Source organism: Bradyrhizobium elkanii USDA 76 (assembly GCF_023278185.1).
In the GTDB taxonomy this organism is placed as follows: Bacteria; Pseudomonadota; Alphaproteobacteria; order Rhizobiales; family Xanthobacteraceae; genus Bradyrhizobium; species Bradyrhizobium elkanii.
The window spans coordinates 2,829,838-2,851,920 of sequence record NZ_CP066356.1 but is presented as its reverse complement, the minus strand read 5'-3'; the positions used below and the strand labels follow the sequence as shown (position 1 = coordinate 2,851,920).

General features: G+C 65.8%; 19 protein-coding genes. 3 read left to right on the top strand and 16 right to left on the bottom strand.

Features of this window, described 5'->3' with window-relative positions; translation table 11 throughout:
• The first annotated feature begins 110 nt into the window (after window positions 1-110).
• Entirely contained in the window at window positions 111-617 is a 507-nt protein-coding gene (locus JEY66_RS13575) for a tyrosine phosphatase family protein (RefSeq protein WP_018273050.1), read from the top strand.
• Between the two features lie 109 nt (window positions 618-726).
• On the top strand, window positions 727-3,432 hold the full coding sequence (locus tag JEY66_RS13570; RefSeq protein ID WP_018273051.1) for a DUF2339 domain-containing protein: 2,706 nt from the start codon (window positions 727-729) through the stop codon (window positions 3,430-3,432).
• A gap of 25 nt (window positions 3,433-3,457) precedes the next feature.
• Here the strand turns inward: JEY66_RS13570 and JEY66_RS13565 are convergent, their stop codons facing one another.
• The 7 genes from JEY66_RS13565 to JEY66_RS13535 form a co-directional block, all read right to left on the bottom strand.
• The gene (locus tag JEY66_RS13565; RefSeq protein ID WP_016844381.1) at window positions 3,458-3,691 is read right to left on the bottom strand and encodes a DUF6894 family protein; all 234 of its coding nucleotides are present in this window, start codon (window positions 3,689-3,691) and stop codon (window positions 3,458-3,460) included.
• A gap of 139 nt (window positions 3,692-3,830) precedes the next feature.
• Window positions 3,831-4,409: a hypothetical protein gene (locus JEY66_RS13560; protein ID WP_026193151.1), complete on the bottom strand. Its 579-nt coding sequence runs from the start codon at window positions 4,407-4,409 to the stop codon at window positions 3,831-3,833.
• 186 nt (window positions 4,410-4,595) lie between these two features.
• On the bottom strand, window positions 4,596-5,582 hold the full coding sequence (gene acuI / locus JEY66_RS13555) for an acrylyl-CoA reductase (NADPH) (RefSeq protein ID WP_026193152.1): 987 nt from the start codon (window positions 5,580-5,582) through the stop codon (window positions 4,596-4,598).
• 46 nt (window positions 5,583-5,628) lie between these two features.
• Window positions 5,629-6,873, bottom strand: coding sequence for an MFS transporter (locus JEY66_RS13550; protein WP_016844378.1), 1,245 nt, complete (start codon window positions 6,871-6,873; stop codon window positions 5,629-5,631).
• 398 nt (window positions 6,874-7,271) lie between these two features.
• The gene (locus JEY66_RS13545; protein ID WP_018273052.1) at window positions 7,272-8,750 is read right to left on the bottom strand and encodes a cell wall hydrolase; all 1,479 of its coding nucleotides are present in this window, start codon (window positions 8,748-8,750) and stop codon (window positions 7,272-7,274) included.
• Window positions 8,751-9,078: 328 nt separating this feature from the next.
• Window positions 9,079-11,988, bottom strand: coding sequence for a pyruvate, phosphate dikinase (gene ppdK / locus JEY66_RS13540; protein ID WP_018273053.1), 2,910 nt, complete (start codon window positions 11,986-11,988; stop codon window positions 9,079-9,081).
• Between the two features lie 91 nt (window positions 11,989-12,079).
• Window positions 12,080-12,235, bottom strand: a complete 156-nt coding sequence (locus JEY66_RS13535; RefSeq protein WP_016844375.1) for a DUF3096 domain-containing protein — start codon at window positions 12,233-12,235, stop codon at window positions 12,080-12,082.
• Window positions 12,236-12,469: 234 nt separating this feature from the next.
• Between JEY66_RS13535 and JEY66_RS13530 the strand changes: the two genes are divergently transcribed.
• Entirely contained in the window at window positions 12,470-12,829 is a 360-nt protein-coding gene (locus tag JEY66_RS13530; RefSeq protein WP_026193153.1) for a DUF1236 domain-containing protein, read from the top strand.
• Window positions 12,830-13,134: 305 nt separating this feature from the next.
• On the opposite strand, the gene JEY66_RS13525 is transcribed toward JEY66_RS13530, so the two are convergent.
• From JEY66_RS13525 to JEY66_RS13485, 9 genes are all read right to left on the bottom strand, one after another.
• Window positions 13,135-14,301: an integrase core domain-containing protein gene (locus JEY66_RS13525; protein WP_240536891.1), complete on the bottom strand. Its 1,167-nt coding sequence runs from the start codon at window positions 14,299-14,301 to the stop codon at window positions 13,135-13,137.
• Between the two features lie 204 nt (window positions 14,302-14,505).
• Window positions 14,506-15,606, bottom strand: coding sequence for a hypothetical protein (locus JEY66_RS13520; RefSeq protein ID WP_016841053.1), 1,101 nt, complete (start codon window positions 15,604-15,606; stop codon window positions 14,506-14,508).
• A gap of 119 nt (window positions 15,607-15,725) precedes the next feature.
• Window positions 15,726-16,319 (bottom strand): class I SAM-dependent methyltransferase, encoded by a 594-nt coding sequence (locus JEY66_RS13515; protein WP_018273056.1) that lies wholly within the window; start codon window positions 16,317-16,319, stop codon window positions 15,726-15,728.
• 3 nt (window positions 16,320-16,322) lie between these two features.
• A complete protein-coding gene (gene glyS, locus JEY66_RS13510; protein WP_016848304.1) occupies window positions 16,323-18,419 on the bottom strand; it encodes a glycine--tRNA ligase subunit beta in 2,097 nt (698 codons plus the stop codon).
• Window positions 18,419-19,354: a glycine--tRNA ligase subunit alpha gene (locus tag JEY66_RS13505; protein WP_018273057.1), complete on the bottom strand. Its 936-nt coding sequence runs from the start codon at window positions 19,352-19,354 to the stop codon at window positions 18,419-18,421. Before JEY66_RS13505 ends, glyS begins: the two co-directional genes overlap by 1 nt.
• Window positions 19,355-19,493: 139 nt before the next feature.
• Window positions 19,494-19,685 carry a hypothetical protein gene (locus JEY66_RS13500; RefSeq protein ID WP_026193154.1) on the bottom strand — a complete coding sequence of 64 codons (192 nt, stop codon included), beginning with the start codon at window positions 19,683-19,685 and terminating at the stop codon, window positions 19,494-19,496.
• A gap of 116 nt (window positions 19,686-19,801) precedes the next feature.
• Window positions 19,802-20,713: a S49 family peptidase gene (locus JEY66_RS13495; protein WP_026193155.1), complete on the bottom strand. Its 912-nt coding sequence runs from the start codon at window positions 20,711-20,713 to the stop codon at window positions 19,802-19,804.
• Window positions 20,714-20,958: 245 nt separating this feature from the next.
• Entirely contained in the window at window positions 20,959-21,762 is an 804-nt protein-coding gene (locus JEY66_RS13490) for a tRNA1(Val) (adenine(37)-N6)-methyltransferase (RefSeq protein WP_018273059.1), read from the bottom strand.
• A gap of 16 nt (window positions 21,763-21,778) precedes the next feature.
• Entirely contained in the window at window positions 21,779-22,006 is a 228-nt protein-coding gene (locus tag JEY66_RS13485; RefSeq protein ID WP_026193157.1) for a putative signal transducing protein, read from the bottom strand.
• Window positions 22,007-22,083: the final 77 nt, after the last annotated feature.

Here is a 22,083-nt window from a genome sequence, read left to right as displayed (position 1 = left end):
GCACACGTGCCGCCGGTTGCGCCGCAAAACGCAGAATCGGCATAGCACCCCCACCTTTGCCCGTTCGGGAGCAGCCGTTATAATCCGGCGTACCCGATAGAAGGACCATCATGCTTCACGTCTGCTCGCTTGCCGCACTCTCCGACACGGTTCGCGCCACCGGCGCCAGCCATGTGCTGACCGTGATGGCCAATGTCGACCAGGTTCAGCGGCCGCCCTCCGTGCTGCCGGCCAACCACCTGAAAGTGTCGATGGACGACATCATCGAACAGATGGACGGGTTCGTTGCGCCCAACGAGACGCATATCGAGAAGGTGCTGAGCTTCGTGCGCGGCTGGGATCGCCAAGCACCGATGGTGGTGCATTGCTACGCCGGCATCAGCCGCTCGACCGCGAGCGCATTTGCCACGGTCTGCGCGCTCAACCCGCACCGCGACGAAATGTCCATCGCCCGGATGATCCGCGAGGCCTCGCCGATCGCGGCCCCCAACCGGCTGATCGTCAGCCTCGCCGACAAGGCGCTGGGGCGCGAGGGCCGGATGCTGCGCGCACTCGACGCGATGGGTCCCGGCAGCATGAGCGTCGAAGGGCGGCCTTTCCACATCGATCTGGACTAAGCGCGGCCGGTGACGGCCGATCGCTTGAACTTCCGGTCCTCCTTACTGCACTACTAGGTTGCGACGGGCCGCCGGCTGGCCAAGTCCGGCGCGTCCTGCCGGAGGCCCGATGTTCGATTCGCCGTTCGACTTCCTGACGCTCGTCCTCGCCATCGTCGCGATCATTTTCGCGCGCAAGGCGCTGGGCCGGATCGACCTGCTGCAGCGACGGCTGGATGCGATCGAGGCCGCGGGCGGCGCCGCCGCGCGGACGGCCGTGCCGCCGCCGCTGGCCCCTATGCAGGCGTTCGAGCAGACGCTGCCGACGGCGCCTTCCATCACGCCGCCACCGCTCCCGGAGGCCGCTCCCGGCGAGCCAGCCGCGCAGAGCGAGCCAGCCGCGGACGCTGTAGGCGCCGCACCGCCGCCCCTGCCGGAACCGCCGGCGCCGCCGCAGCCGGCGCCTGGCTTCGAGGAGACGCTCGGCACGCGCTGGGTGGTTTGGATCGGCGGCCTGACGCTCGCGCTCGGCGGCTTCTTCATGGTGCGCTATTCGATCGAGGCGGGGTTGCTCGGCCCCGGCGTTCGCACGATGATCGGCGGATTGTTTGCGCTGGCGCTGCTCGGCGCCGGTGAATGGACCAGGCGCCAGGAAGGCATCTCCAATATCGCGGCGCTGCCGATCGCCAACATCCCGGCGATCCTCACCGCGGCCGGCACCGCCGTGGCATTCGCCACCGTCTACGCCGCCTACGCGCTGTACGACTTCCTCGCGCCCGCAACCGCTTTCATCCTGCTCGGCATGGTCGCGCTCGGCACGCTGGCCGCCGCGCTGCTGCACGGACCTGCGCTGGCCGGGCTCGGCATCGTCGGCGCCTTCGTCACGCCGCTGCTGGTGTCGTCAGACAAACCCGACTTCTGGTCGCTCTACATTTACCTCGCCATCGTCACGGCGGCAGCCTTCGCACTTGCCCGCATCCGGCTGTGGCGCTGGCTCGCGGTCACGACGATCGCCTTCGCGCTGCTGTGGACCTTCCCATGCCTGGCGTGCGGGCCCGAGATGATCGTGCCGCACGTCTTCCACGTGATCGCAGGCTTCGTGCTGGCGGCGCTGCTCGTGGTCTGCGGCTTCATGTTCGGCCCCGACGGCGATGGTGAGGAGATCGAGCCGATTTCATCTAGCTCGCTCGCCGCCTATCTGCTTGGCGCGATGCTGATCGTGCTCAACAGCGCCCATGCCGACACCGCGATGATCGGCTTTGCGCTGCTGACGGCGGGCAGCCTTTTTGTTGCCTGGCGCGCGCCCGCCGCAGCAGCAGCGATCGGCGCCGCGTCGATCTTCGTGTTCATTGTGTTCGGCGAATGGGCCGTCCGCCGCAACGTCGACATGCTGGTGCTGCCGGGCGGCGCGATCCCCGGCATCGGTCCGTCCGCGACTGATGGCTCGGTCTCGCTGCATCTCGTCACCGCGGCGCTGTTCGCAGCCGCCTTCGGCATCGCCGGCTTCCTCGCGCAATTCCGTTTTGCCACGACGAAGGTCACGGTGACCTGGGCCGCGGCGGCGGTGTTCACGCCGGTCGCGCTGCTGGTCGCGCTCTATGCACGCATCGCGCATCTCGACCGTTCGATCCCGTTCGCGATCCTCGCCGTGCTGCTGGCGGCGGCCTACGCAGCCGCGACCGAGGCGCTGACCCGGCGCGGCGAGCGGCCGGAGCTGTCGCCGTCGATTGCGTTGTCCGCCACCGGAGCCCTCGCCTCGCTGGCGCTGGCGCTGACCTTCGCACTCGACAAGGGCTGGCTCACCATCGCGCTCGCGCTGGTGTCGATGGGCACGGCGTGGCTGTCGGTGCGGCGGCCGATTCCGTTCCTGCGCTGGCTTGCCGCGATCCTGGCCGGCATCGTGATGCTGCGCATCGGCTATGAGCCGCGGATCGCGGGCGACGCTGTCGGCACCACGCCGATCTTCAACTGGCTGCTGTGGGGCTATGGCGTGCCGGCGCTGTCATTCTGGGCGGCAAGCCATTTCCTGCGCCGCAGCGGCGACGACGTCCCGCTGCGCATCGTCGAGGCCGCCGCGATCCTGTTCACGGTGCTGCTCGCCTTCATGGAGATCCGCCACGCGGTCAACAGCGGCGATGTCTATTACGCCAGCGCCGGGCTGACCGAGGTCGCACTGCAGATCGGCGTGACGCTTGCGATGGCGATCGGACTGGAGCGGCTGCGCCTGCGTAGCGGCAGCATCGTGCACAATGTCGGCGCGATCCTGCTGACCGCGTTCGCCGGGCTTGCCAGCCTGTTCGGGCTGCTGGCGCTGGAGAACCCGATGCTGTGGTGGCAGGACGTCGGCGGCAGCTTCATCAACCTGCTGCTGCTCGGTTACGCGCTGCCGGCGGTGCTGGCGCTGCTGCTGTCCTATGCGGTGGCGCGCCACCGTCCTGCCGGCTATGCCAACACGATCGCCGCCGGCGCGCTGGTGCTTGCGCTCGCTTACGTCACGTTCGAAATCCGCAGGCTCTACCATGGACCGGTGCTGACGCGCGGCGAGACCACGGGCGCGGAGCAATACACCTATTCGATCGCCTGGCTGATGTTCGGCGTCGCGCTGCTCGGCATCGGCGTCATGGTCAACTCGCAGCGGGCGCGCCTCGCGTCTGCTGCGGTGATCGGGCTGACGATCCTGAAGGCGTTCCTGATCGACATGTCGACGCTCACGGGTGTCTACCGCGCGCTGTCGTTCATGTGCCTTGGCATCGTGCTGGTCGCGATCGGCTGGTTGTATCAGCGGATCCTGTTTCGCAGGCGAACCGCTCCGCCGCTCGCGGAGGCTGAGGGTTAGGACCTGCCGTCCCGAAAGACAGCCTTCAGTCGACGGACTCGGCGACCAGTCGAATCCTGAACACGGGTTTTCTGCCCTCGTCGAGCAGCTCCATGTGCCATTCGCTGTTCTGCTTCAGATTGCGCGAAATGCTGCCGAGAAAATTTCCGCAGACCTTGGTCATCTCGGCCCAGGCCACGTCGCGGCTTTCAAACTCCGTCGCGTGGTCGGATGCACCAGCGTAATCGCCGTCACTGATTCGAAAAAAATATTGCGCCATATGACTACTCAAAATCAGAGTCCCCAATGTCCCGCCTCGCGGCGAACGCCAGGTATTGAGTAGCGAGCAAGGCGTGGCGACCGCCATCCGTATGACTACGGCTTGGCGGCGCTATTCCCGCTAGCGCGCAGATGAAAGGTTAGTCGGTGGAGCGGCGCAATTCCGGCGCGCTCTCGACCTTGGCGGGCTCGGCCTTGACCGGCTCGAGCTTCGCGCTTCCGACCTGCGGCGTCTCAACGCGCGACACTTCGGTCTGCGAGGCATCCGCGGATCGGGTGCGCGGATGCAGCGAGCGCGGCCGCGCCGCCGCGCGCGCCATCAGCATCTGCTGGCCGCCCTGGTGATGGAAATCGCAATAAGCAAAGCCCATACCGGAGACCGAGCCGCGGAACGAGCGGTCGTCCTGCTTGTCGAGATTGAAGCACGGTTCGAACGGAATGCCCTTCAGCGACGCGCAAACGCTCTGACCGCGGATCTGCAGCGTGTTGCCGGGCAGGCGCAGGTGACGGATCGGCCCCGAGCCGGAGAACTGGACCGAGCCTGCCGCGCCCAGATCGTCGAGGATGCGGCCGGCACCGCGGGTGCCATCGAAACAGGTGAACGCGAACACCTTGCCGGCGACGAACCTGCGGGCCTCATCGGCGTTCATCTGGCCCGCGAATGCCGGCACGACCATCGCTCCGGCCGTGACGGCCCCCAACACCAAACGCGCAAGCATGAGCTACTCCACTGACGAGCGCGGGCACTCGCTCCTTGTTGCGCATGACCCCCGCACCAACGCTTTTCGGCGTCTGCGCGAGGAAACCCGGCCCCCCGGGATCATGCCGCAAGTCTCTTTACCCGCTGCTTACCATACCAACAGTGGCAACATTGGAGCAGCTTGGTTGGTAAAGTCTGAACGTCCTCAGACTATTTTGACCACGATGCGGCCGCGGACCTGGCCACCGAGGATTTTCGCGCCAAAGCCCATGACTTCGTCCAGGGCGATTTCGTGAGTGATATCAGCCAGTTTCGCCTTATCCAGGTCGCTGGCAAGACGGCGCCAGGCAGTCCTCCGCAGCTCGATCGGACACATCACTGAATCGATACCGAGAAGGCACACACCCCGCAAAATGAAGGGCGCGACCGACGACGGCAGATCCATACCGGCCGCCAGACCGCAGGCCGCGATGGCTCCGCCGTACTTGGTCATCGACAGCAGGTTGGCGAGCGTGGTCGACCCGACGCTGTCGACGCCGCCGGCCCAGCGCTCCTTCGCCAGGGCCTTGGGCGCACCTGACAGTTCGGCGCGGTCGATCACCTCGGTGGCGCCGAGACCCTTGAGATAATCGGTCTCCGACATCCGCCCGGTCGACGCGATGACGTGGTAGCCGAGCTTCGACAGCACGGCGATCGCCACCGAGCCGACGCCGCCTGCGGCACCCGTGACCACCACCGGGCCGCTCTTCGGGGTCAGACCGTGCTTCTCCAGCGCCAGCACCGAGAGCATCGCGGTATAGCCGGCGGTACCGACCGCCATCGCATCGCGGGCCGAGATGCCGTCGGGCAGCCGCACCAGCCAGTCGCCCTTGACGCGGGCCTTTTCGGCGTAGGCGCCGAGATGGGTCTCGCCCATGCCCCAGCCGTTGCAGACGACCTTGTCGCCCGCCTTCCAGTCCGGATGGCTGGATTGCTCGACCGTGCCGGCGAAATCGATGCCGGCGATCATCGGGAACCGGCGCACCACCGGCGCCTTGCCGGTCAGTGCGAGGCCGTCCTTGTAGTTCAGCGTCGACCACTCGACGCGGACGGTGACGTCGCCGTCCATCAGTTCGGCTTCGTCGAATTGGGTGAGCGCGGCGGTGGTACCCTTGTCCGCCTTGTCGATCCTGATTGCCTTGAACGTTGCCACGATGTGCACTCCCCGTAATCTTGGTTTCGGGGAATGGTTTACCCCATCAGGCAGGCTGCGCAACCGGGCGGACGACGGGCTTTTCGACGATCGGCAGGTTGATCAGCGCCGACAGCACGCCAAACAGCACCGACAGCCACCAGATCGGGGTGTAGGAGCCATACTGCTCGAATACGATGCCGCCGAGCCAGACTCCGAGGAAGCCGCCAACCTGATGGCTGACGAAGGCGAAGCCGTACAGCGTCGCAAACCAGCGCGTGCCGAACATCAGCGCCACCAGCGCCGAGGTCGGCGGCACCGTGGAGAGCCAGGTCAGGCCGGAGATCGCGCCGAACGCAATCGCCGAGAAGGTCGTGATCGGGAACGAGATGAAGGCGATGATCGACAGCGCGCGGGTGAAGTAGATCACCGACAGAATGTAGCGCTTCGGGAAAACGTTCTGCAGCCAGCCGACGCTGAGCGAGCCCACGATGTTGAACAGGCCGATCGCCGCGATCACCCAGCCGCCGGTCGATGCCGGAATGCCGCGGTCGGCGAGATAGGCCGGCAGATGCACGGTGATGAAGGCGAGTTGGAAGCCGCAGGTGAAGAAGCCGAGCACCAGCAGCACGTAGGAGCGATGGCCGAACGCCTCCGCCAGCGCGGTCTTGAACGACTGCTGATCGGCCGGCGCGTCGTCATTCGTCTCCGCCGGCGGCGTCGAGAGCGCCAGCGACAGCGGCAGGATCAGCAGCATCAGCGCGCCAAACACGAGGAGCGCGGTCTGCCAGCCGAAATTGTCGATCATCGCGACGCCGAACGGCGCGAACAGGAATTGGCCGAACGAGCCCGCGGCGGTGCCGGCGCCGAGCGCGATGCCGCGCTGCGCGGGCGGCAACAGCTTGCTGAATGCCGACAGCACCAGGTTGAACGAGGAGCCCGACAGGCCGAAACCGATCAGGACGCCGGCGCCGATATCGAGCGACAGCGGCGTCGTCGAATAGCGCATCAGCAACAGACCCGCGGCGTAAAGCAGTGCGCCGACGACCATGACGCGCAGCAGGCCGAAGCGGTCGGCAATCGCACCGGCGATCGGCTGGCCGAGCCCCCACAGCAGGTTCTGCAGCGCCAGCGCGAGGCCGAACACGTCGCGGCCCCAGGTGAATTCATGGCTCATCGGCTGCACGAAGAAGCCGAGGCTGGAGCGCGGGCCGAAGCTCAGCAGCGCAATCGCGCAGCCGCAGACGATGATGACAAGCGGCGTGCGCCACGTGCCCGACGTCGGTCGAAGATCCCCGGTGGTAGCGGCCATCTTGTCTTCCCCCGCAACTGCTGCGCGGGGAGCCGCCCCGCCGAACGTTACGGGGAGTTAATGCAGGTGCATGAAAACCCCAAGAGGGGCCGGAGAAAAATATTCGCCTGCAGGGCTGCTCTGCAGAATCGGAGAGGATGATGACCGTCATTCCGGGGCACGTCCTGCGGACCATCCCGGAACGACGTCGTGAGGTTGCGACGCGTCCGCCCCGAATATCGCGACGGCTCAGGCCGAATGGCGGGAAACGTTGCCTCCTCCTTCCCCCTGAAAGGGGGAAGGTCGGGATGGGGGTCAGCCACGAGCATCGCCGCTCGTGGAGGGACCAGATCCCCACCCGCTTTGCTCTGACGAGCAAAGCGACCTCCCCTTTTCAAGGGGAGGTTAGGTTGACAGCCCTATCGCCGGGCGCTGGCCTGCTCGGCCGAGCTCTGGGCGGCCTCGGCGAGTTGCGCCGAGATCTTGGCGGTCTCGGCCGGGTTGCCCCAGCTCGGCGCGTCGCTGCCGTCGCCCCAGGCGCGCGGGCGATAGAAGGTATGGACGCCGAACTTGTACATCTTCTTCATCTCGCTGACCCAGGACGGCCGCACCCAGTAGGCGTGGTAGTGGGTCGAGCGGTTGACTTCCGGCAGCCACAATTCGCCGTCGAGCATCGCCTTCGCGATCTTCCTGGCGCGATCCCACATGTCGGGCTCGCGGACGACGTCGGGGATGTTGTCGCAGGCGAAAGTGAACTGACAGGCGTAGTGGCGGTTCTTGTTCTGGTAGACCACGCCGCACACCGTCTCCGGATATTTGCCGGAGAAGGCGCGGTTCAGCACCACCTGGGCGACCGCGATCTGGCCACGCACCGCTTCGCCGCGGGCTTCGAAATAGACCGCCTCGGCGAGGCACTTCTCCGACTTGGCGCGCGACTTCTCGTCGAACAGGCCGAGCCGCTCCGCCGGCGTCTTGGTGTGCTGGTCGTCGGCATTGACCTCGCCCTTCGGCGCGATGCTCTCGCCCATCTCGCCGGCCTTGACCGGACCATCGGCATCGACCGGCAACGATGCCATCACCTTCATGTCGGGATCGGACGTTGCTGCCGGCGTCACGACAACCGGCGCCTCGCCTGGCTGCCAGCGCTCGAGAGTCTCCGGCGTGCCGAGCGACGAGCCGAAGAACAGGCTGGCGGTCTGGAATGCGAACGGGTCGCGCTCGCGCGCCGCGTCGGCGGGCGCAGCCGCGGGCTTCGCGGGCGCGGGCTTCAGATCGTCGAGCGGATTGGCCTCGAGCGAGAGCGACACGTCGTCCTGCTGCGGCGACGGCTTAGCATATTGCGGCAAGGGCGGCGCGCGCAGCGCCTCCTGCAATTCAGGATCGAGCGGCGCGCTGTCGGCGGGCGCGGTCGCGGTCTTCATGCCCTTGACCGACGAATTCGATGTCGCGGGATCTTCGTTCGCCGGCGCCGTATTTGCAGGCTCCGCCGGTTCGACCTGATCGGGCCGCCGGACGACGAGGCGATCGCCCTTGAGGGTGCGATCGACCTTGGGAAAATCGGATGCCTGGTAGCGCGGCGGCGGGGCTGCGATCGGATTGCGCGTCACCGTTCCGGTAATGTCGAGGTTCGAACTGTCCAGTCTGGCGAGCAGGATTTGCGGGGCTTGCGGCGCGGACGTGCCGATCGGACGGCCGAAGCTGTAGGTCGCGACCTGGATGGAGCCGACGGCGGAGGCGAAGACGCGCTTCTGCCAGCGCTCGGCGACGCCGGGCTGCCGGGCCAGGAGCGAGGCAATATCCTGATATCCGATCTCGGTCGGCATCAGTGCGAAGATGCCAAGACCGAGACCGAAGAGCGCAAGACGTGCGCCCTTCGGCTGGTTACGCGACACAAACATCGTACGCTCACGCAACGCTTACTGAGTGCAATCGAACGCGGTACATCCGCGCAATTCGACCTTTCTCGTTGCTAAACCGTTTAGGTTGCCGCGGAGTTAATCGGCGTTGCTCGCGCGCTACACTCAAGCGATCGCGCATCTTTCGCATGTTGCATTGCGCGCTTTGGTAAACGCGCGGCGCATGAAAGTCGTAAACGACAGGTCAACGAAGATGGTGAACAAGGTGTTACGCGCCACCGTCGCTGCGTGCCGACGACAGCGCACGCAAGAAGCAAAAATGGCCGGGACTTGGTCCCGGCCATTGCACTTCTTTGAACTACATAATCGCTCACGCCTGGCTGGCGATCTCCTTGCCGAGCGCGGCCTGCGCTGCGGCGAGACGCGCGATCGGCACGCGATAGGGCGAGCACGAGACGTAGTCGAGCCCGACCTCGTGGCAGAACGCGACCGACGCGGGATCGCCGCCGTGCTCGCCGCAGATGCCGACCTTGAGGCTCGGCCGCGTCTTGCGGCCGCGGGTGACGCCGATCCTGACGAGTTCGCCGACGCCGTCGCGATCGACCGAGATGAACGGATCGATCTCGAGAATGCCCTTGGCGACATAGGTGCCGAGGAAGCTCGCGGCGTCGTCGCGACTGATGCCGTAGGTGGTCTGCGTCAGGTCGTTGGTGCCGAAGGAGAAGAACTCCGCGGTCTCGGCCACCTCGCCCGCCATCAGGCAGGCGCGCGGCAGCTCGATCATGGTGCCGACCTGGTAGCTCAGCTTGACGCCGGTTTCCTTCATCACCGCATTGGCGGTCGCATCGATCCGCGCCTTGACCAGATCGAACTCGGCCTTGGTCGCGATCAGTGGCACCATCACCTCGAGACCGACCGGCTTGCCGGTGCGCTTGCCGGCCTCGACGGCGGCCTCGAAGATCGCGCGCGCCTGCATCTCGGCGATCTCCGGATAGGCGATCGCAAGACGGCAGCCGCGGAAACCGAGCATCGGGTTGAACTCGGAGAGTTCGCGGGCGCGGTCGGCGAGCTTGCGCGGATCGGTGTTCATGGCGCGCGCCACTTCCTCGATCTCGGCCTGGGTGTGCGGCAGGAACTCGTGCAGCGGCGGATCGAGCAGGCGGATCGTGACCGGCAGGCCCTGCATGATCTCGAACAGCTCGACGAAGTCGGCGCGCTGCATCGGCAGCAGCTTCGACAGCGCGGCGCGGCGCGACTGCTCGTCCTCGGAGAGGATCATCTCGCGCACGGTGCGGATGCGGGTCTCTTCGAAGAACATGTGCTCGGTGCGGCAGAGGCCGATGCCTTCGGCGCCGAACTTCACCGCGGTGCGCGCGTCATCGGGCGTATCGCCGTTGACGCGAACGCCGAGCTTGCGGACCTCGTCGGCCCAGCCCATCAGCGTGCCGAACTCGCCGGACAGCTCCGGCTCGATCATCGGCATGCGGCCGGCCAGCACCTGGCCGACCGAGCCGTCGATCGTGATGACGTCGCCGGTCTTGAAGGTGCGCGAGCCCACGCTCATGGTGCCGCGGCCGTAATCGACGCGGATGGTGCCGCAGCCGGAGACGCAGGGCTTGCCCATGCCGCGCGCGACCACCGCCGCGTGCGAGGTCATGCCGCCGCGGGTGGTGAGGATGCCTTCCGCGGCGTGCATGCCGTGGATGTCTTCCGGGCTGGTCTCGATGCGGACCAAAATCACCTTGCGTCCGTCGGCCTGCAGCTTGGCCGCTTCGTCCGACGAGAACACGATCTCGCCGGAGGCAGCGCCGGGCGAGGCCGGCAGGCCGGTCGCGATCACGTCGCGCTTGGCGGCCGGATCGATGGTCGGGTGCAGCAGCTGGTCGAGCGAGGCCGGATCAATCCGCGTCACCGCGTCCTTGCGCGAGATCAGGCCTTCATTGGCGAGCTCGACCGCGATGCGCAGCGCCGCCTTCGCGGTGCGCTTGCCGCCGCGGGTCTGCAGCATCCACAGCTTGCCCTGCTCGACCGTGAACTCCATGTCCTGCATGTCGCGGTAATGCTTCTCGAGCAGCGTATAGATCCGCGTCAGCTCCTTGAACGCGACCGGCATCGCGGCTTCCATCGACAGCTTGTCGGAGCCGGATTCCTGGCGCGCTTCCTCGGTGATGTCCTGCGGCGTGCGGATGCCGGCAACGACGTCCTCGCCCTGCGCGTTGATCAGGAACTCGCCGTAGAGCTTGCTTTCGCCGGTCGAGGGGTTGCGGGTGAACGCGACGCCGGTGGCCGAGGTCTCGCCCATGTTGCCAAACACCATCGCCTGCACGTTGACGGCGGTGCCCCAGGATTCCGGAATGTCATGCAGCTTGCGATAGGTCACCGCGCGGGCGTTCATCCAGGATGAGAACACCGCGCCGATCGCGCCCCACAGCTGGTCGTGCGGATCCTGCGGGAAGTCGTGGCCGGTCTCCTTGGCGACCGCCTCCTTGTACTTGCCGACCAGTTCGACCCAGTCGTCGCCGGTGAGGTCGGTGTCGAGCGAATAGCCCTGGCCGTCCTTGAAGGTATCGAGGATGTCCTCGAAGTGATGATGCTCGAAGCCGAGCACCACGTCCGAATACATCGTGATGAAGCGGCGATAGCTGTCATAGGCGAAGCGGCGGTCACCGGAGAGTTCGGCGAGCGCCTCGACGGTGCGGTCGTTGAGGCCGAGGTTGAGCACGGTGTCCATCATGCCCGGCATCGAGGCGCGCGCGCCCGAGCGGACCGAGACCAGCAGCGGGTTCTTGGCGTCGCCGAACGTCTTGCCGGTCAGCTTGCCGACATAGTCGAGCGCCTTCTCAACCTGTGCTTTCAATTCCTTCGGATACGTCTTGTCGTGCTCGTAGAAATAGGTGCAGACCGAGGTCGGAATGGTGAAGCCGGGAGGCACCGGCAGGCCGAGATTGGCCATTTCCGCCAGGTTGGCGCCCTTGCCGCCGAGCAGATTGCGCAAGGTCGCCTGGCCCTCGGCCTTGCCGTCGCCGAACGTATAGACCCACTTGCCGGCCTTGATCGCAGCCGGGGCCGCCTTCTTCGCAACGGCCTTCGCCGGCGCCTTGCTGGCGGGCTTTGCGGCCGGCTTTGCAGCCGATTTGGGGACGGCTTTCGGCGCCGCCTTCGGGGCGCTCTTCTTCAGCGCCTTGCGCGCTGGTGCGGCCTTGCGGGCTGCGGCGGAGGGCTTTGATTTCGCTGCTGTTTTCTCGGCAGTTTTCTTGGACTTCGCGACGGCTTTGGCCATGTCAGACAACAATCCGAAAAGAGGGGTCGAAGATGCGCGCCTTACACCATTTTGAGGGGTTCCGCGCAAGCCGCGAAACCCTGCTTTCCCGCTAGAGGTGCAGCCAGCGCAGCAGACCCATCCCCACGAGCCCGACGAAGATCAGATAGATCGCGACGATGTAATTCAGGAGCCGCGGCATGATCAGGATCAGGACGCCTGCGATCAGAGCCACGATAGCAGGCAGATGCCCAGCGGTGATGGTCATTGAAGTTTTCTCCGGGGGTTTCTTGGAAGAGCGAATCGAGCGGCAGTTTATCCGCTGAGGGGGTTCCCACATCAAGACGCCCGCACGGCCTGAGAGTTCCCGCAACTCACGAAAATTGCTCCAAATTGCCGCGTATATGGCGGCGGTTTTCCGGAACATCACCGCAGCCGATGCATTGGCTCGCCGTGCGCATCGGCGAAGGCTGGCGCGCACCGAAAAAGAATGGAGCGAGCCATGCGAAACAGAATACTTGCCGTTGCAGCGGTTGCTGCTGCGATCACGGTGCCGGCTGTTGCCGCACAGGCCCAGACCGTTGGCGTCGTCCGCGGTGGCCCGCCGGTTGCAGTCGATGATGACGAGGGCATTGCTGTCGAGCAGCGTCCGGCCTTCCGTGAGTACATCGTACGCGAGCGCGTGCCGAACTACACGGTTCCGGATCGCATCGTGGTCGGCACCGTGCTGCCGGACGCCGGCGTGACCACTTACGACGTGCCGCAGCGGTTCGGCGCGACGCCCTATCGTTACACCGTCGTGAACGGTGAGACCGTTCTGGTCGAGCCGCGTTCGCGACGGATCGTTCAGGTGGTCGACTAGATCAACGTCAGCACGATCGCCTGAACGACAGTCCGGGCGCCGCGCAAGCGGATGTGCGCGAGGATCGACCGGACCAGAAAGCCCCGTCCGGTCTCCCCTCCGGGCGGGGCTCTTCCGTTCTAAAGCATGATGTCATGTTGAATCGGTGTTGCGGCGGACTGGCTCACCTCTCCCGCTTGCGGGGGAGGTCGCCTCGCATCGAAGATGCGATGATGCGGATGGGGGCTCTCTCCGCGATGTGACTCGCGTGTTCAACCGGCATGATTCCCGACATTTTGGGCCGGCATGATCCCCGACAGTTTGGGTTAAGCGGTCTGTTCACCCGGTTCGCGCAGCCCCTCACGCGGCGGAGCGAACCGGGTGAACAGGCCGCGGCGGTCGATGAGACCGACGTCGAGGTCGCAGAAGCGGACGACGTGGTCACCGGTATCGAGTTCGGCGATGCCGACAAGTTCGTTCACCAGCGCCTGACCGATAAAGACGAACTTGCCTTTCCATTTGATCTCCCCGTTGCCGCGAACACGGCGGGCCTGGTGATTGGCGTCATACCAGGGGTCTTGCTCGCGATCCGGCATGGTGCGTTGAGATGCTCGATAGGCGTCTTCCGGCGGCCGTTGGCCCAGCGCTTCGTGAGGACGTTCCCTATTGTAATGCTCTCGGAAGGCGTCAAAGCGGGCCTGTTGCTCCGACGCATTATCTGCCGGCGGGCTCGATGTTTGCGCCTTCAAGGTGCGATGCATGCGCTCATGGCGACCGTTCTCCTGCGGCGAGGCCGGACGGATGAAGTGCGGCGTAATGCCGAGCTTCAGCCACCAGACCGACAATGTGGTGAGACCGCCGGCACCGCGCGAGCCGAACGGCGAACCATTGTCGCAGCGGATTGCCCGCGGCAGGCCATGCTCGCGGAAAGCCCTCTCGAAGCGGGGGCGGACGCCCTCGGTCGTCGGTGCGACGATCTGCAGTTCGATCAGGAAGCGGCTGTGGCTGTCGGCCACTGTCAGGGGATCGACCCGGCACTGGTCGCGGGTGCGAAACCAGCCCTTGAAGTCCACGCTCCACTCGTCGTTCGGCTCCTGCACCGGCGTGCAGGGACGCCGCTGGTCGAGCGGACGGCGACGGCGCTTCACCGGCGAGATCAGCCCCGCGCGCTTGAGAATGCTCCCAATCGTCGACGCCGCCGGCCAATCGATCTCCGGCGCCTGGCGGTCGAGCAAGGCGAGCAGCTTGCGCGGTCCCAGATAGGGAAAGCGCTGCCGAGCCGCGATCACCTTCTCTGCAATCGCCGCATCGGTCGTTTGTCGGCATTGCTGCGGCGCGTGCGAACGGTCCCTGAACCACTCCGGATCGCCGCTCTGCTTCCGCTGGCGCCATGCGTAAAACGTGTCGCGGCAGATACCGTGACGGCGGCACAACTCCGACACGCTCCAGTTCCCGCTCTCGTACTCCATAAACATCCGGATACGCTCTTCCATCCGACTGGTCTCTCTGAACGGCATCGTCGGGCCCTCCCGCCGATGCTTCTAGAAACCTGTCGGCAATCATGCCGGTCTAAACTGTCGGGTATCTATCCGGTCTGTACCGCGGAGAGAGCCCCCACCCCCACCCTCCCCCGCAAGCGGGAGAGGGAGCGAACCGCCTTCGCGGTGCTATTCGATCTAATCTTATCTCGTCTCGATCTACGACTTCAGGATCGAGAGCAACGTCGAGGTCGACTTGTAGCTCTTGATCGCTGCGTCTTGGAAATCCTGCGTCCAGTTGGCCGCCTGGCGCTCCTCGGCGCTCATCGAGGAGTATTGCTTGAGGATGCCGAGGCTGAACTGGCGCGGATCGCCGGCGGTCTGGCTCTGCTTCAGCGCGTCGAGCACGGCGAGACGCGTCCGCGTGTTGAGTTCCTGCTTGGCCGCGAAGATCTCCTCGGTGGAGAACTTCTTGTCCTGGTTCAGCGAGATCGCCGAGAGCGAGCGGTTGTCGAGCGAGGACAGGTCGGCGAGCTGTCCGGTCTTGCGGCGGGAATCGTAGACCAGCTCCTTGCCGCTCTTCGCCGCCTCGCCCTTCTGCCGATCGAGGAAGGCGCGCACGTCGCTGGCGATGCTGCTGATGTCGCGCGTGGTGCTCTTCGTGGGAGGCGCCGTCCCCGCCAGCGCGGCCGCGACCGGATCGCCGGAAATTCCCGATGGCGCCGTGTTGGGATCCTGCTGCGTCGTCTGAACACCCTTCAGCACCGCGGCGCGCTGGCTGGCCCAGGTTGCGGTGGCCTTCTCCTCATCGCTCGCACCATCGAGATAATCGAGCGCGGCCTTGTAGCTGACGCTGTAGTCGCCGGTCAGGCGCGTGGTCGCCAGCGACGGTTCCAACGCCTTGTCGAAGCGCTGCTTCAGTTCGGTGGCGGCAACCGCCTGCTCGTCCGGCGTGAACTTGCCGCCATTGTTGGTCGAGATCGCAAACAGCGAGCGACGGTCCAGCGTCGAGAGATCGATGGTAGTCTTGCCGTCGACGATTGGTGCCTTGACGCCGGCGACCGTGTAGAGCCGGTCGAGCGTGATGCGTGCATCGCTGGTGACGGTGGCAAAATCCGGCAGCGGCGCCTTGGCGAGCCGCGCGCGGGCGGCGTCCGACAGCGTGAGGTTGGTTGCGGCGTTGGACGTCGAGGACGCCGACAGATCGCCGGCGGTGCCGTCGCCCGACAAGGTCGCCGCCAGCGAGGGCGTCGCTGCTGCCCGCGCATAGGCCGAACCATATTGGGCGTAGGGATTGGGCGTGGTGCCGATCGAGGTCATCGGGCGGTCCCTGCATTGGCGCGAGGGGCGATGTCTTAAGAAATCGTTGCTTCGTCAGGACCTTCGCAGGGCATGGTTAACAAATCGCAAATCGTGTCGAAATATTTCAGCAGGCCGGATCAGTCCCGTCTTCGCGCGATGATGCGGTGAATAACCTTGCCGGACGAGGCGCTGACGACCTCGGCATCAAGCAGCAATTGGGCCGCGGCCAGTTCGGTCCGCACCAGTGCGGCATCGAACGCCGCATAGAGCCGGCCATGCGCATCGCGCGCATCGTCACCTCTGGTGACGCGCCAGCTCAGATAGAACACGCCGCCGGGCTTCACGAGTTCGAACATGCGACGCACCGACGGCGCGATCAGCGCGTGATCGAGATGCATGATCACGGTCTCGCAGAGCACATTGTCGAAGCTGCCGGTAGCGATGCCGGACAGGTCAGGCAGCTCGGCGCGCGCAAAGCGCGGCATCGGATAGCGAGCGCGGGCCTCCGCGAGCAGGCCCTCGGAGGCGTCATAGCCTTCGGCCGGAAAGCCGTGGGCATTCAGCCAGGCCACCTCGCGGCCGCTGCCGCAGCCGATATCGGCGGTCGCGCCGCCCCTGATGAAGAAACGCGCGACGATGTCGTGCAGATCGACCGGGGCCGGCTGGTCGTGCCAGTCCTGCGCAAACGCCGCCGCATCCTTGTCGTAAGCGGCGAGCGTCGCGCGGTCCATCGATCAGCCCTCGATCCGGGAGAAATCCGCCACCGCGCGCGTCGCGGCACGGATCTCGTTGAGCAGCTTCAGGCGGTTTTCGCGCACCTTCGGATCGTCGTCATTGACCTTGACCTTGTCGAAGAACGCATCGACCGCCGGGCGCAGCTTCGCCATCGCGCTCATCGCGGCGGCGAAGTCTTCCTTGGCGACGGCGGCGGAGGCCTCGGCCTTCACTTGGTCGATCGCCACAGCCAGCGCCTTCTCTTCGTCGAGCCTGTAGAGCGCGGCGTCTGGCGCGCCATCGAAGGTCCGCTTGTCCTTCTTCTCCTCGATGCTGAGGATGTTGCCGGCGCGTTTGGTGCCCGCGAGCAGATTCTTGCCGTCGTCGCTGTCGAGGAATTTGCCGAGCGCCTCGACGCGTCGAACGACGAGCAAGAGATCGTCCTGGCCGCCGAGCGAGAACACCGCATCGACGAGATCGTGCCGCGCGCCCTGGTCGCGGAGCTGAACCTTCAGGCGGTCGGCGAAGAAGGCAAGCAGATCTTTCGGCAGTGTTTCGGCATCGGCCTTGACCGACAGTCCGACCAACGCGGATTTGGCCGTCCTCAGGATCGGCAGGCGCAGCGTGTTCTCGACGATCAGCCTGATCGCGCCGAGCGCCGCCCGGCGCAGCGCGAACGGGTCCTTCGAACCCGTCGGCTTCTCATCGATCGCCCAGAATCCCGCGAGCGTATCCATCTTATCCGCCAGCGCCACCGCGACGCTGACCGGATCGGTCGGCACCCGATCGGTCGGCCCCTGCGGCTTCCAATGTTCCTCGCTTGCAGCCGCAACGGCCGCGTCTTCACCCTGCGCCAGTGCGTAATACTTGCCCATCAGGCCCTGCAACTCGGGGAATTCGCCGACGACTTCGGTCAGCAAATCCGCCTTGGCGAGGCGCGCGGCGCGCCTGGTCTTCTCGACGTCGGCGCCGACCAGCGGCGCGATCTCGGCGGCGAGCCTCTCGATGCGCTTGATCCGTTCCGCCTGGGTGCCGAGCTTCTCATGGAACACGATCTGCTCGAACTTCGGCAGCCGGTCCTCGAGCTTGGTCTTCAGATCGGTCTCGTAGAAGAACTTCGCGTCCGACAGCCGCGGACGGATCACGCGCTCATTGCCGGCGACGATGGTCTTGCCGCCGTCGGGCGCCTCGATGTTGGCGGTCAGCACGAACTTGTTGGTCAGCTTGCCCGTCTTGGGGTCCCTGACCACGAAGCACTTCTGGTTGTTGCGGATGGTGGCGCGGATCACCTCATCCGGGATCGACAGGTATTGCTCCTCGAACGATCCCATCATCACGACCGGCCATTCGACGAGGCCCGAGACCTCGTCGAGCAGCACCTGATCCTCGACCAGTTCGAGGCCCTGCGCGAAGGCCAACTGCTTGGCGTCGGTCAGGATCGTATCCTTGCGGCGGTCGGGGTCGAGCACGACCTTGGCGTCGAGCAGCTTGGCCTCGTAATCCTCGAAGCGGCGCACCGAAATCGGACCCGGCGCCATGAAGCGATGGCCATAGGTGGTCTGCCCGGTCTCGATGCCGTCGACGGAGAACTTGACGATGTCAGGCTCCTCGGTCTCCAGACCGAAGGTCGCGGTGATGGCGTGCAGCGGGCGCACCCAGGTGAGCGAGCCTGATTTGGCCGAGCGCGCGCCCCAGCGCATCGATTTCGGCCAGGGGAAGGTGCGGATGATCACCGGCAGCATTTCCGCGATCACGTCGATCGCGGCGCGGCCGGGCTTTTCGATCAGCGCGATGTAGAAGTCGCCCTTCTTGTCGTGCTGGATCTTTGCCTCGCTGATTGAGGACAGGCCCGTGGCCTTCAAAAATCCCTGGATCGCGGGCTCGGGCCCGCCGACGCGCGGGCCGCGGCGCTCGTCCTTCAAATCGGGCTGGCGCGCGGGAATACCGTGCACGGTCAGCGCAAGGCGGCGCGGGGTCGCGAACGCCTTGGCGCCCTCATAGACGAGGCCTTCGGCGACGAGCCTGTCAGTCACCATGCGGCGCAGATCGTCCGCCGCCTTGGCCTGCATGCGGGCGGGAATTTCTTCGGAGAACAGTTCGAGGAGAAGATCGGGCATCAGATCGCCCTGCCCGTTTCAGTGTGGATCCATGCCTCGCCGCAGGCCTTCGCCAGGTCGCGCACGCGGGCGATGTAGCTCTGCCGCTCGGTCACCGAGATGACGCCGCGGGCATCGAGCAGGTTGAAAACGTGGCTCGCCTTGATGCACTGGTCGTAGGCCGGCAAGGCCATCAGATGTTCCTTACTGTTGCCACCCTCGCGCCAGCCGGCGGCGAGATACTTGCGGCAGGCCTCTTCCGCCATCCTGAATTGCTCGAACAGCATCGCGGTGTCGGCAACTTCGAAATTGTGCCGCGAATATTCCTGCTCGGCCTGCAGGAAGACGTCGCCATAGGTCACCTTCTCGGCTCCCTGGCGGCCGTTGAAGTTGAGGTCGTAGACGCGGTCGACGCCCTGCACATACATCGCCAGCCGCTCGAGCCCGTAGGTGAGTTCGCCCGCGACCGGTGCGCATTCGACGCCGGCGACCTGCTGGAAGTAGGTGAACTGCGACACCTCCATGCCGTCGCACCAGCATTCCCAGCCGAGGCCCCAGGCGCCGAGCGTCGGGCTCTCCCAGTCGTCCTCGACGAAGCGGATGTCATGGACGGCGGCGTCGATCCCGATCGCGGCCAGCGACTTCAGGTACAGGTCCTGAAGGTTCGCCGGCGACGGCTTCATGATCACCTGGAACTGGTAGTAGTGCTGCAGGCGGTTGGGGTTTTCGCCGTAGCGGCCGTCCTTCGGCCGCCGCGAGGGCTGCACATAGGCCGCGTTCCAGGGCTTTGGCCCCAGCGCACGCAGCGTGGTCGCGGGATGGAAGGTGCCGGCGCCCATTTCCATGTCGTAGGGCTGCAGGATGACGCAACCCTGCTCGGCCCAGAACCGCTGAAGGGCCAGGATGAAGCCCTGGAACGAACGTTCCGGGCGCATGTGGTCAGGCAGGGCGTCCATCGTTGGAATCGATCTCGCGAGGGGGTGTGAGGCGCGCGGGACCGTATCGGCGGCAGCCAATGGAATCAAGGCGATGCCGGAAAGGAATCAAGGCGATGCCGGAAATCCGGCACCGCCATTTTGCGGATTCTAGAGCTGGTTAGCCCGGGCGATAGGCCCCGGTCACGGGGTCGCGGCGCAGGGTCTTGATTTCGCCCGCGCGGGTGGCCTCGGCCACACGGGACAATCGCGCCTCTTCGAGTTCCTGGTTGATCCGGACGGCCGTCTTGTACGCCCAGCGGACCACGGCCAGGCTTCCCAAGACGCCTGCGAATGCAATCAGCGGCGGCATCGGTCGATCCTTGTCGTTCACGTCTGTCAGGCCCCCAATGACAGGCATTCTCGCGCAAGGCGGCCTGCGCCGCAATCGCGGTTTTGGGACTAAATGGCGCGCTCACATCCCTGTGTTCACAGCCCGAATCTGGCCCAAATTGCACGGGTTTCCAGCGCCGAGATCACCTCGTCCGGCAGCGCGGCCAGCCCATCCAGCGCCGCCATCGACCCCGCCCCCGGCGCCCGCCGGCCGAGCAGGCCGGACAGCAAGCCGCTGGCCGGCGCAATCACCGGGGTCAGCACCTTGTCGCCATAGCGGGCCCGCAGCGTGGAGCGGATGTCGCCGATGCCATCGGCGAGCCCGAGACCGATCGAGGTATCGCCGGCCCAGTATTCACCGGTGAACAGCACGTCGTCGGCGCCCTTGAGACGGCTGCCGCGGCTCTGCTTGACCAGCGCGATGAAGATCGCATGGATCTCGCGCTGGATCGCCTTCAGCCGGGCGACGTCGTCGGGGTTCTCGGGAAGGAAGGGGTCGAGCATCGCCTTGTGGTTGCCCGCCGTATAGAGCCGGCGCTCGACCCCGATCTTCTTGATCAGCCCCTCCAGGCCAAAGCTGCCGCCGACCACGCCGATCGAGCCGAGGATCGAGGACGGGTCGCAATAGATCTCATCGCCCGCGCAGGCGATCATGTAGCCGCCGGAGGCCGCGACGTCCTCGACGAACACCAATACCGGCAGCTTCTTCTCGGCGGCGAGTTGCCGGATGCGCAAATAGATCTGCCGCGACTGCACCGGCGATCCGCCCGGCGAATTGATCACCAGCGCCACCGCCTTGGCATTCCGCGTGCCAAAAGCGCGCTCCAGCATCTTGGCGACGCCGGAGAGTGTCATGCCGGGCCGCAACGGCGTCACCGCGCCGATCACGCCTGCCAGCCGCACCACCGGCACGACGGCCGCGCCGCGCCTGAAGCGCGCCGGCAATACTGCCTGCACGCGTTCGAGCAGTCCCGAACGTCCAGCGTGATCACTTATTTGTTCACTCATGCCGTTACCTCGAATTAACCACTTTTTATCACGCCACTGTCATTGGAATCCGTGGAACGCGTTTTGCATTTTGTCATTGGGGCTGCAATGCGCGGGCGGAGAGGGACTCATGAAAATCTATCTGCTGATTTTGCTGATCGGTACACTCCTGGCGGCGATCCACTTCACGTCCACGCCGGACCGCCAGTCGGAAACGGCTTCGCAGTGATTTAGTGCCTCTGACGACGTGGGCAGCGCCCTGCCCGCTAGCGCCGCGCCAGCGGCAATTCCCCCTTCCCAGCCAACACCTCCTGCACCCATTTATTGGGCACGCCTGACTCTTCATTGAGCAGCAGTGCGGCATGCAGCCGCGTCGGTGCCCGGCCGCCCTTGGTCGCCCGCACCAGGATTCGGATCGCCGGCGACGTCCCGTCGCCGTGAACCGGCAGGATCTCGAGACTGCCAAAACCGCGGTCCAGCGCGGCCAGCACCTCGGCAATGCCGTCGGCCCGCCAGATCAGCGCAAGCTGCCCGTTCGACTTGAGAATCCGCCGCGCCGCGTGAACCCAGCCGGCCAGCGTGGTCGCGGTCGCGACATGGGCGCGCTCGCGCACACCGTCCGGCGAGGCGCGGTGCCGCGACGGATCGTTGAACGGCGGGTTCATCAGCACGACGTCAGCGCTATCGGGCCCGAGGCCGGAATCATCGAAGGCCGCGGCGCCGGCTTCGACATCAAGCACGATCACCTCCGCCATGATCGCGTTGGTGCCGGCATTATTCCGCGCAAGCTCGGCCAGGGCCGGGTCGATTTCGACCAGAACGAGATCGATCCCCCTCACCCGCCGCGCCACCGCCAGTCCGGCCGCGCCGACACCGGCGCCGAGATCGACGACGCGGTCACCGGGGCGTGCCGGCGTCGCCGCGGCGAGCAGGATCGCGTCATGGCCGGCGCGGTGGCCGCTGCGGGGTTGCCGCAGGCGCAATTGGCCGCCGAGAAATCCGTCTTCGGTGATCCCGGCGGCCGGAGACTCCTTTTTTGACGCGTTTTCTTCACGCGAACCGGGGTCCACTTCGCTTGAAAACGCTCTAGTCATCGGCCCGCAATTCGTGGCCGAGGCCGGCATCGGTCAGGAGCTGGCGGGCCTCGTGGTTGTCGTCCTCATGCACCAGGATCCGCCGCGGCAGCACGCCGAGCGAGCCCTCGATGATGCTCATGTTCTGGTCCAGCACCAGATGGTGGATGTTAGCGCTGTCGAGCAGCGCGCCGATGGCGGAGACCAGCACCATGTCATTGGTCCGTACCAATTCCCGCAAAATACGCTCTCCTGTCGCCCCGCCTGTGCGGCACTTGCGCCACATGTCAATAACTTGATGGCCTTGCCGCTGCACCG

Coding starts and splice junctions, on each gene's coding strand:
- glyS (WP_016848304.1), bottom strand. CDS start 18,419: ATGCCCGATCTTCTCCTCGAACTGTTCTCCGAAGAAATTCCCGCCCGC.
- JEY66_RS13495 (WP_026193155.1), bottom strand. CDS start 20,713: ATGAGTGAACAAATAAGTGATCACGCTGGACGTTCGGGACTGCTCGAA.
- ppdK (WP_018273053.1), bottom strand. CDS start 11,988: ATGGCCAAAGCCGTCGCGAAGTCCAAGAAAACTGCCGAGAAAACAGCA.
- JEY66_RS13500 (WP_026193154.1), bottom strand. CDS start 19,685: ATGCCGCCGCTGATTGCATTCGCAGGCGTCTTGGGAAGCCTGGCCGTG.
- JEY66_RS13515 (WP_018273056.1), bottom strand. CDS start 16,319: ATGGACCGCGCGACGCTCGCCGCTTACGACAAGGATGCGGCGGCGTTT.
- JEY66_RS13560 (WP_026193151.1), bottom strand. CDS start 4,409: ATGCTTGCGCGTTTGGTGTTGGGGGCCGTCACGGCCGGAGCGATGGTC.
- JEY66_RS13575 (WP_018273050.1), top strand. CDS start 111: ATGCTTCACGTCTGCTCGCTTGCCGCACTCTCCGACACGGTTCGCGCC.
- JEY66_RS13570 (WP_018273051.1), top strand. CDS start 727: ATGTTCGATTCGCCGTTCGACTTCCTGACGCTCGTCCTCGCCATCGTC.
- JEY66_RS13550 (WP_016844378.1), bottom strand. CDS start 6,873: ATGGCCGCTACCACCGGGGATCTTCGACCGACGTCGGGCACGTGGCGC.
- JEY66_RS13505 (WP_018273057.1), bottom strand. CDS start 19,354: ATGGACGCCCTGCCTGACCACATGCGCCCGGAACGTTCGTTCCAGGGC.
- JEY66_RS13520 (WP_016841053.1), bottom strand. CDS start 15,606: ATGACCTCGATCGGCACCACGCCCAATCCCTACGCCCAATATGGTTCG.
- JEY66_RS13530 (WP_026193153.1), top strand. CDS start 12,470: ATGCGAAACAGAATACTTGCCGTTGCAGCGGTTGCTGCTGCGATCACG.
- JEY66_RS13545 (WP_018273052.1), bottom strand. CDS start 8,750: ATGTTTGTGTCGCGTAACCAGCCGAAGGGCGCACGTCTTGCGCTCTTC.
- JEY66_RS13535 (WP_016844375.1), bottom strand. CDS start 12,235: ATGACCATCACCGCTGGGCATCTGCCTGCTATCGTGGCTCTGATCGCA.
- JEY66_RS13525 (WP_240536891.1), bottom strand. CDS start 14,301: ATGGAAGAGCGTATCCGGATGTTTATGGAGTACGAGAGCGGGAACTGG.
- JEY66_RS13565 (WP_016844381.1), bottom strand. CDS start 3,691: ATGGCGCAATATTTTTTTCGAATCAGTGACGGCGATTACGCTGGTGCA.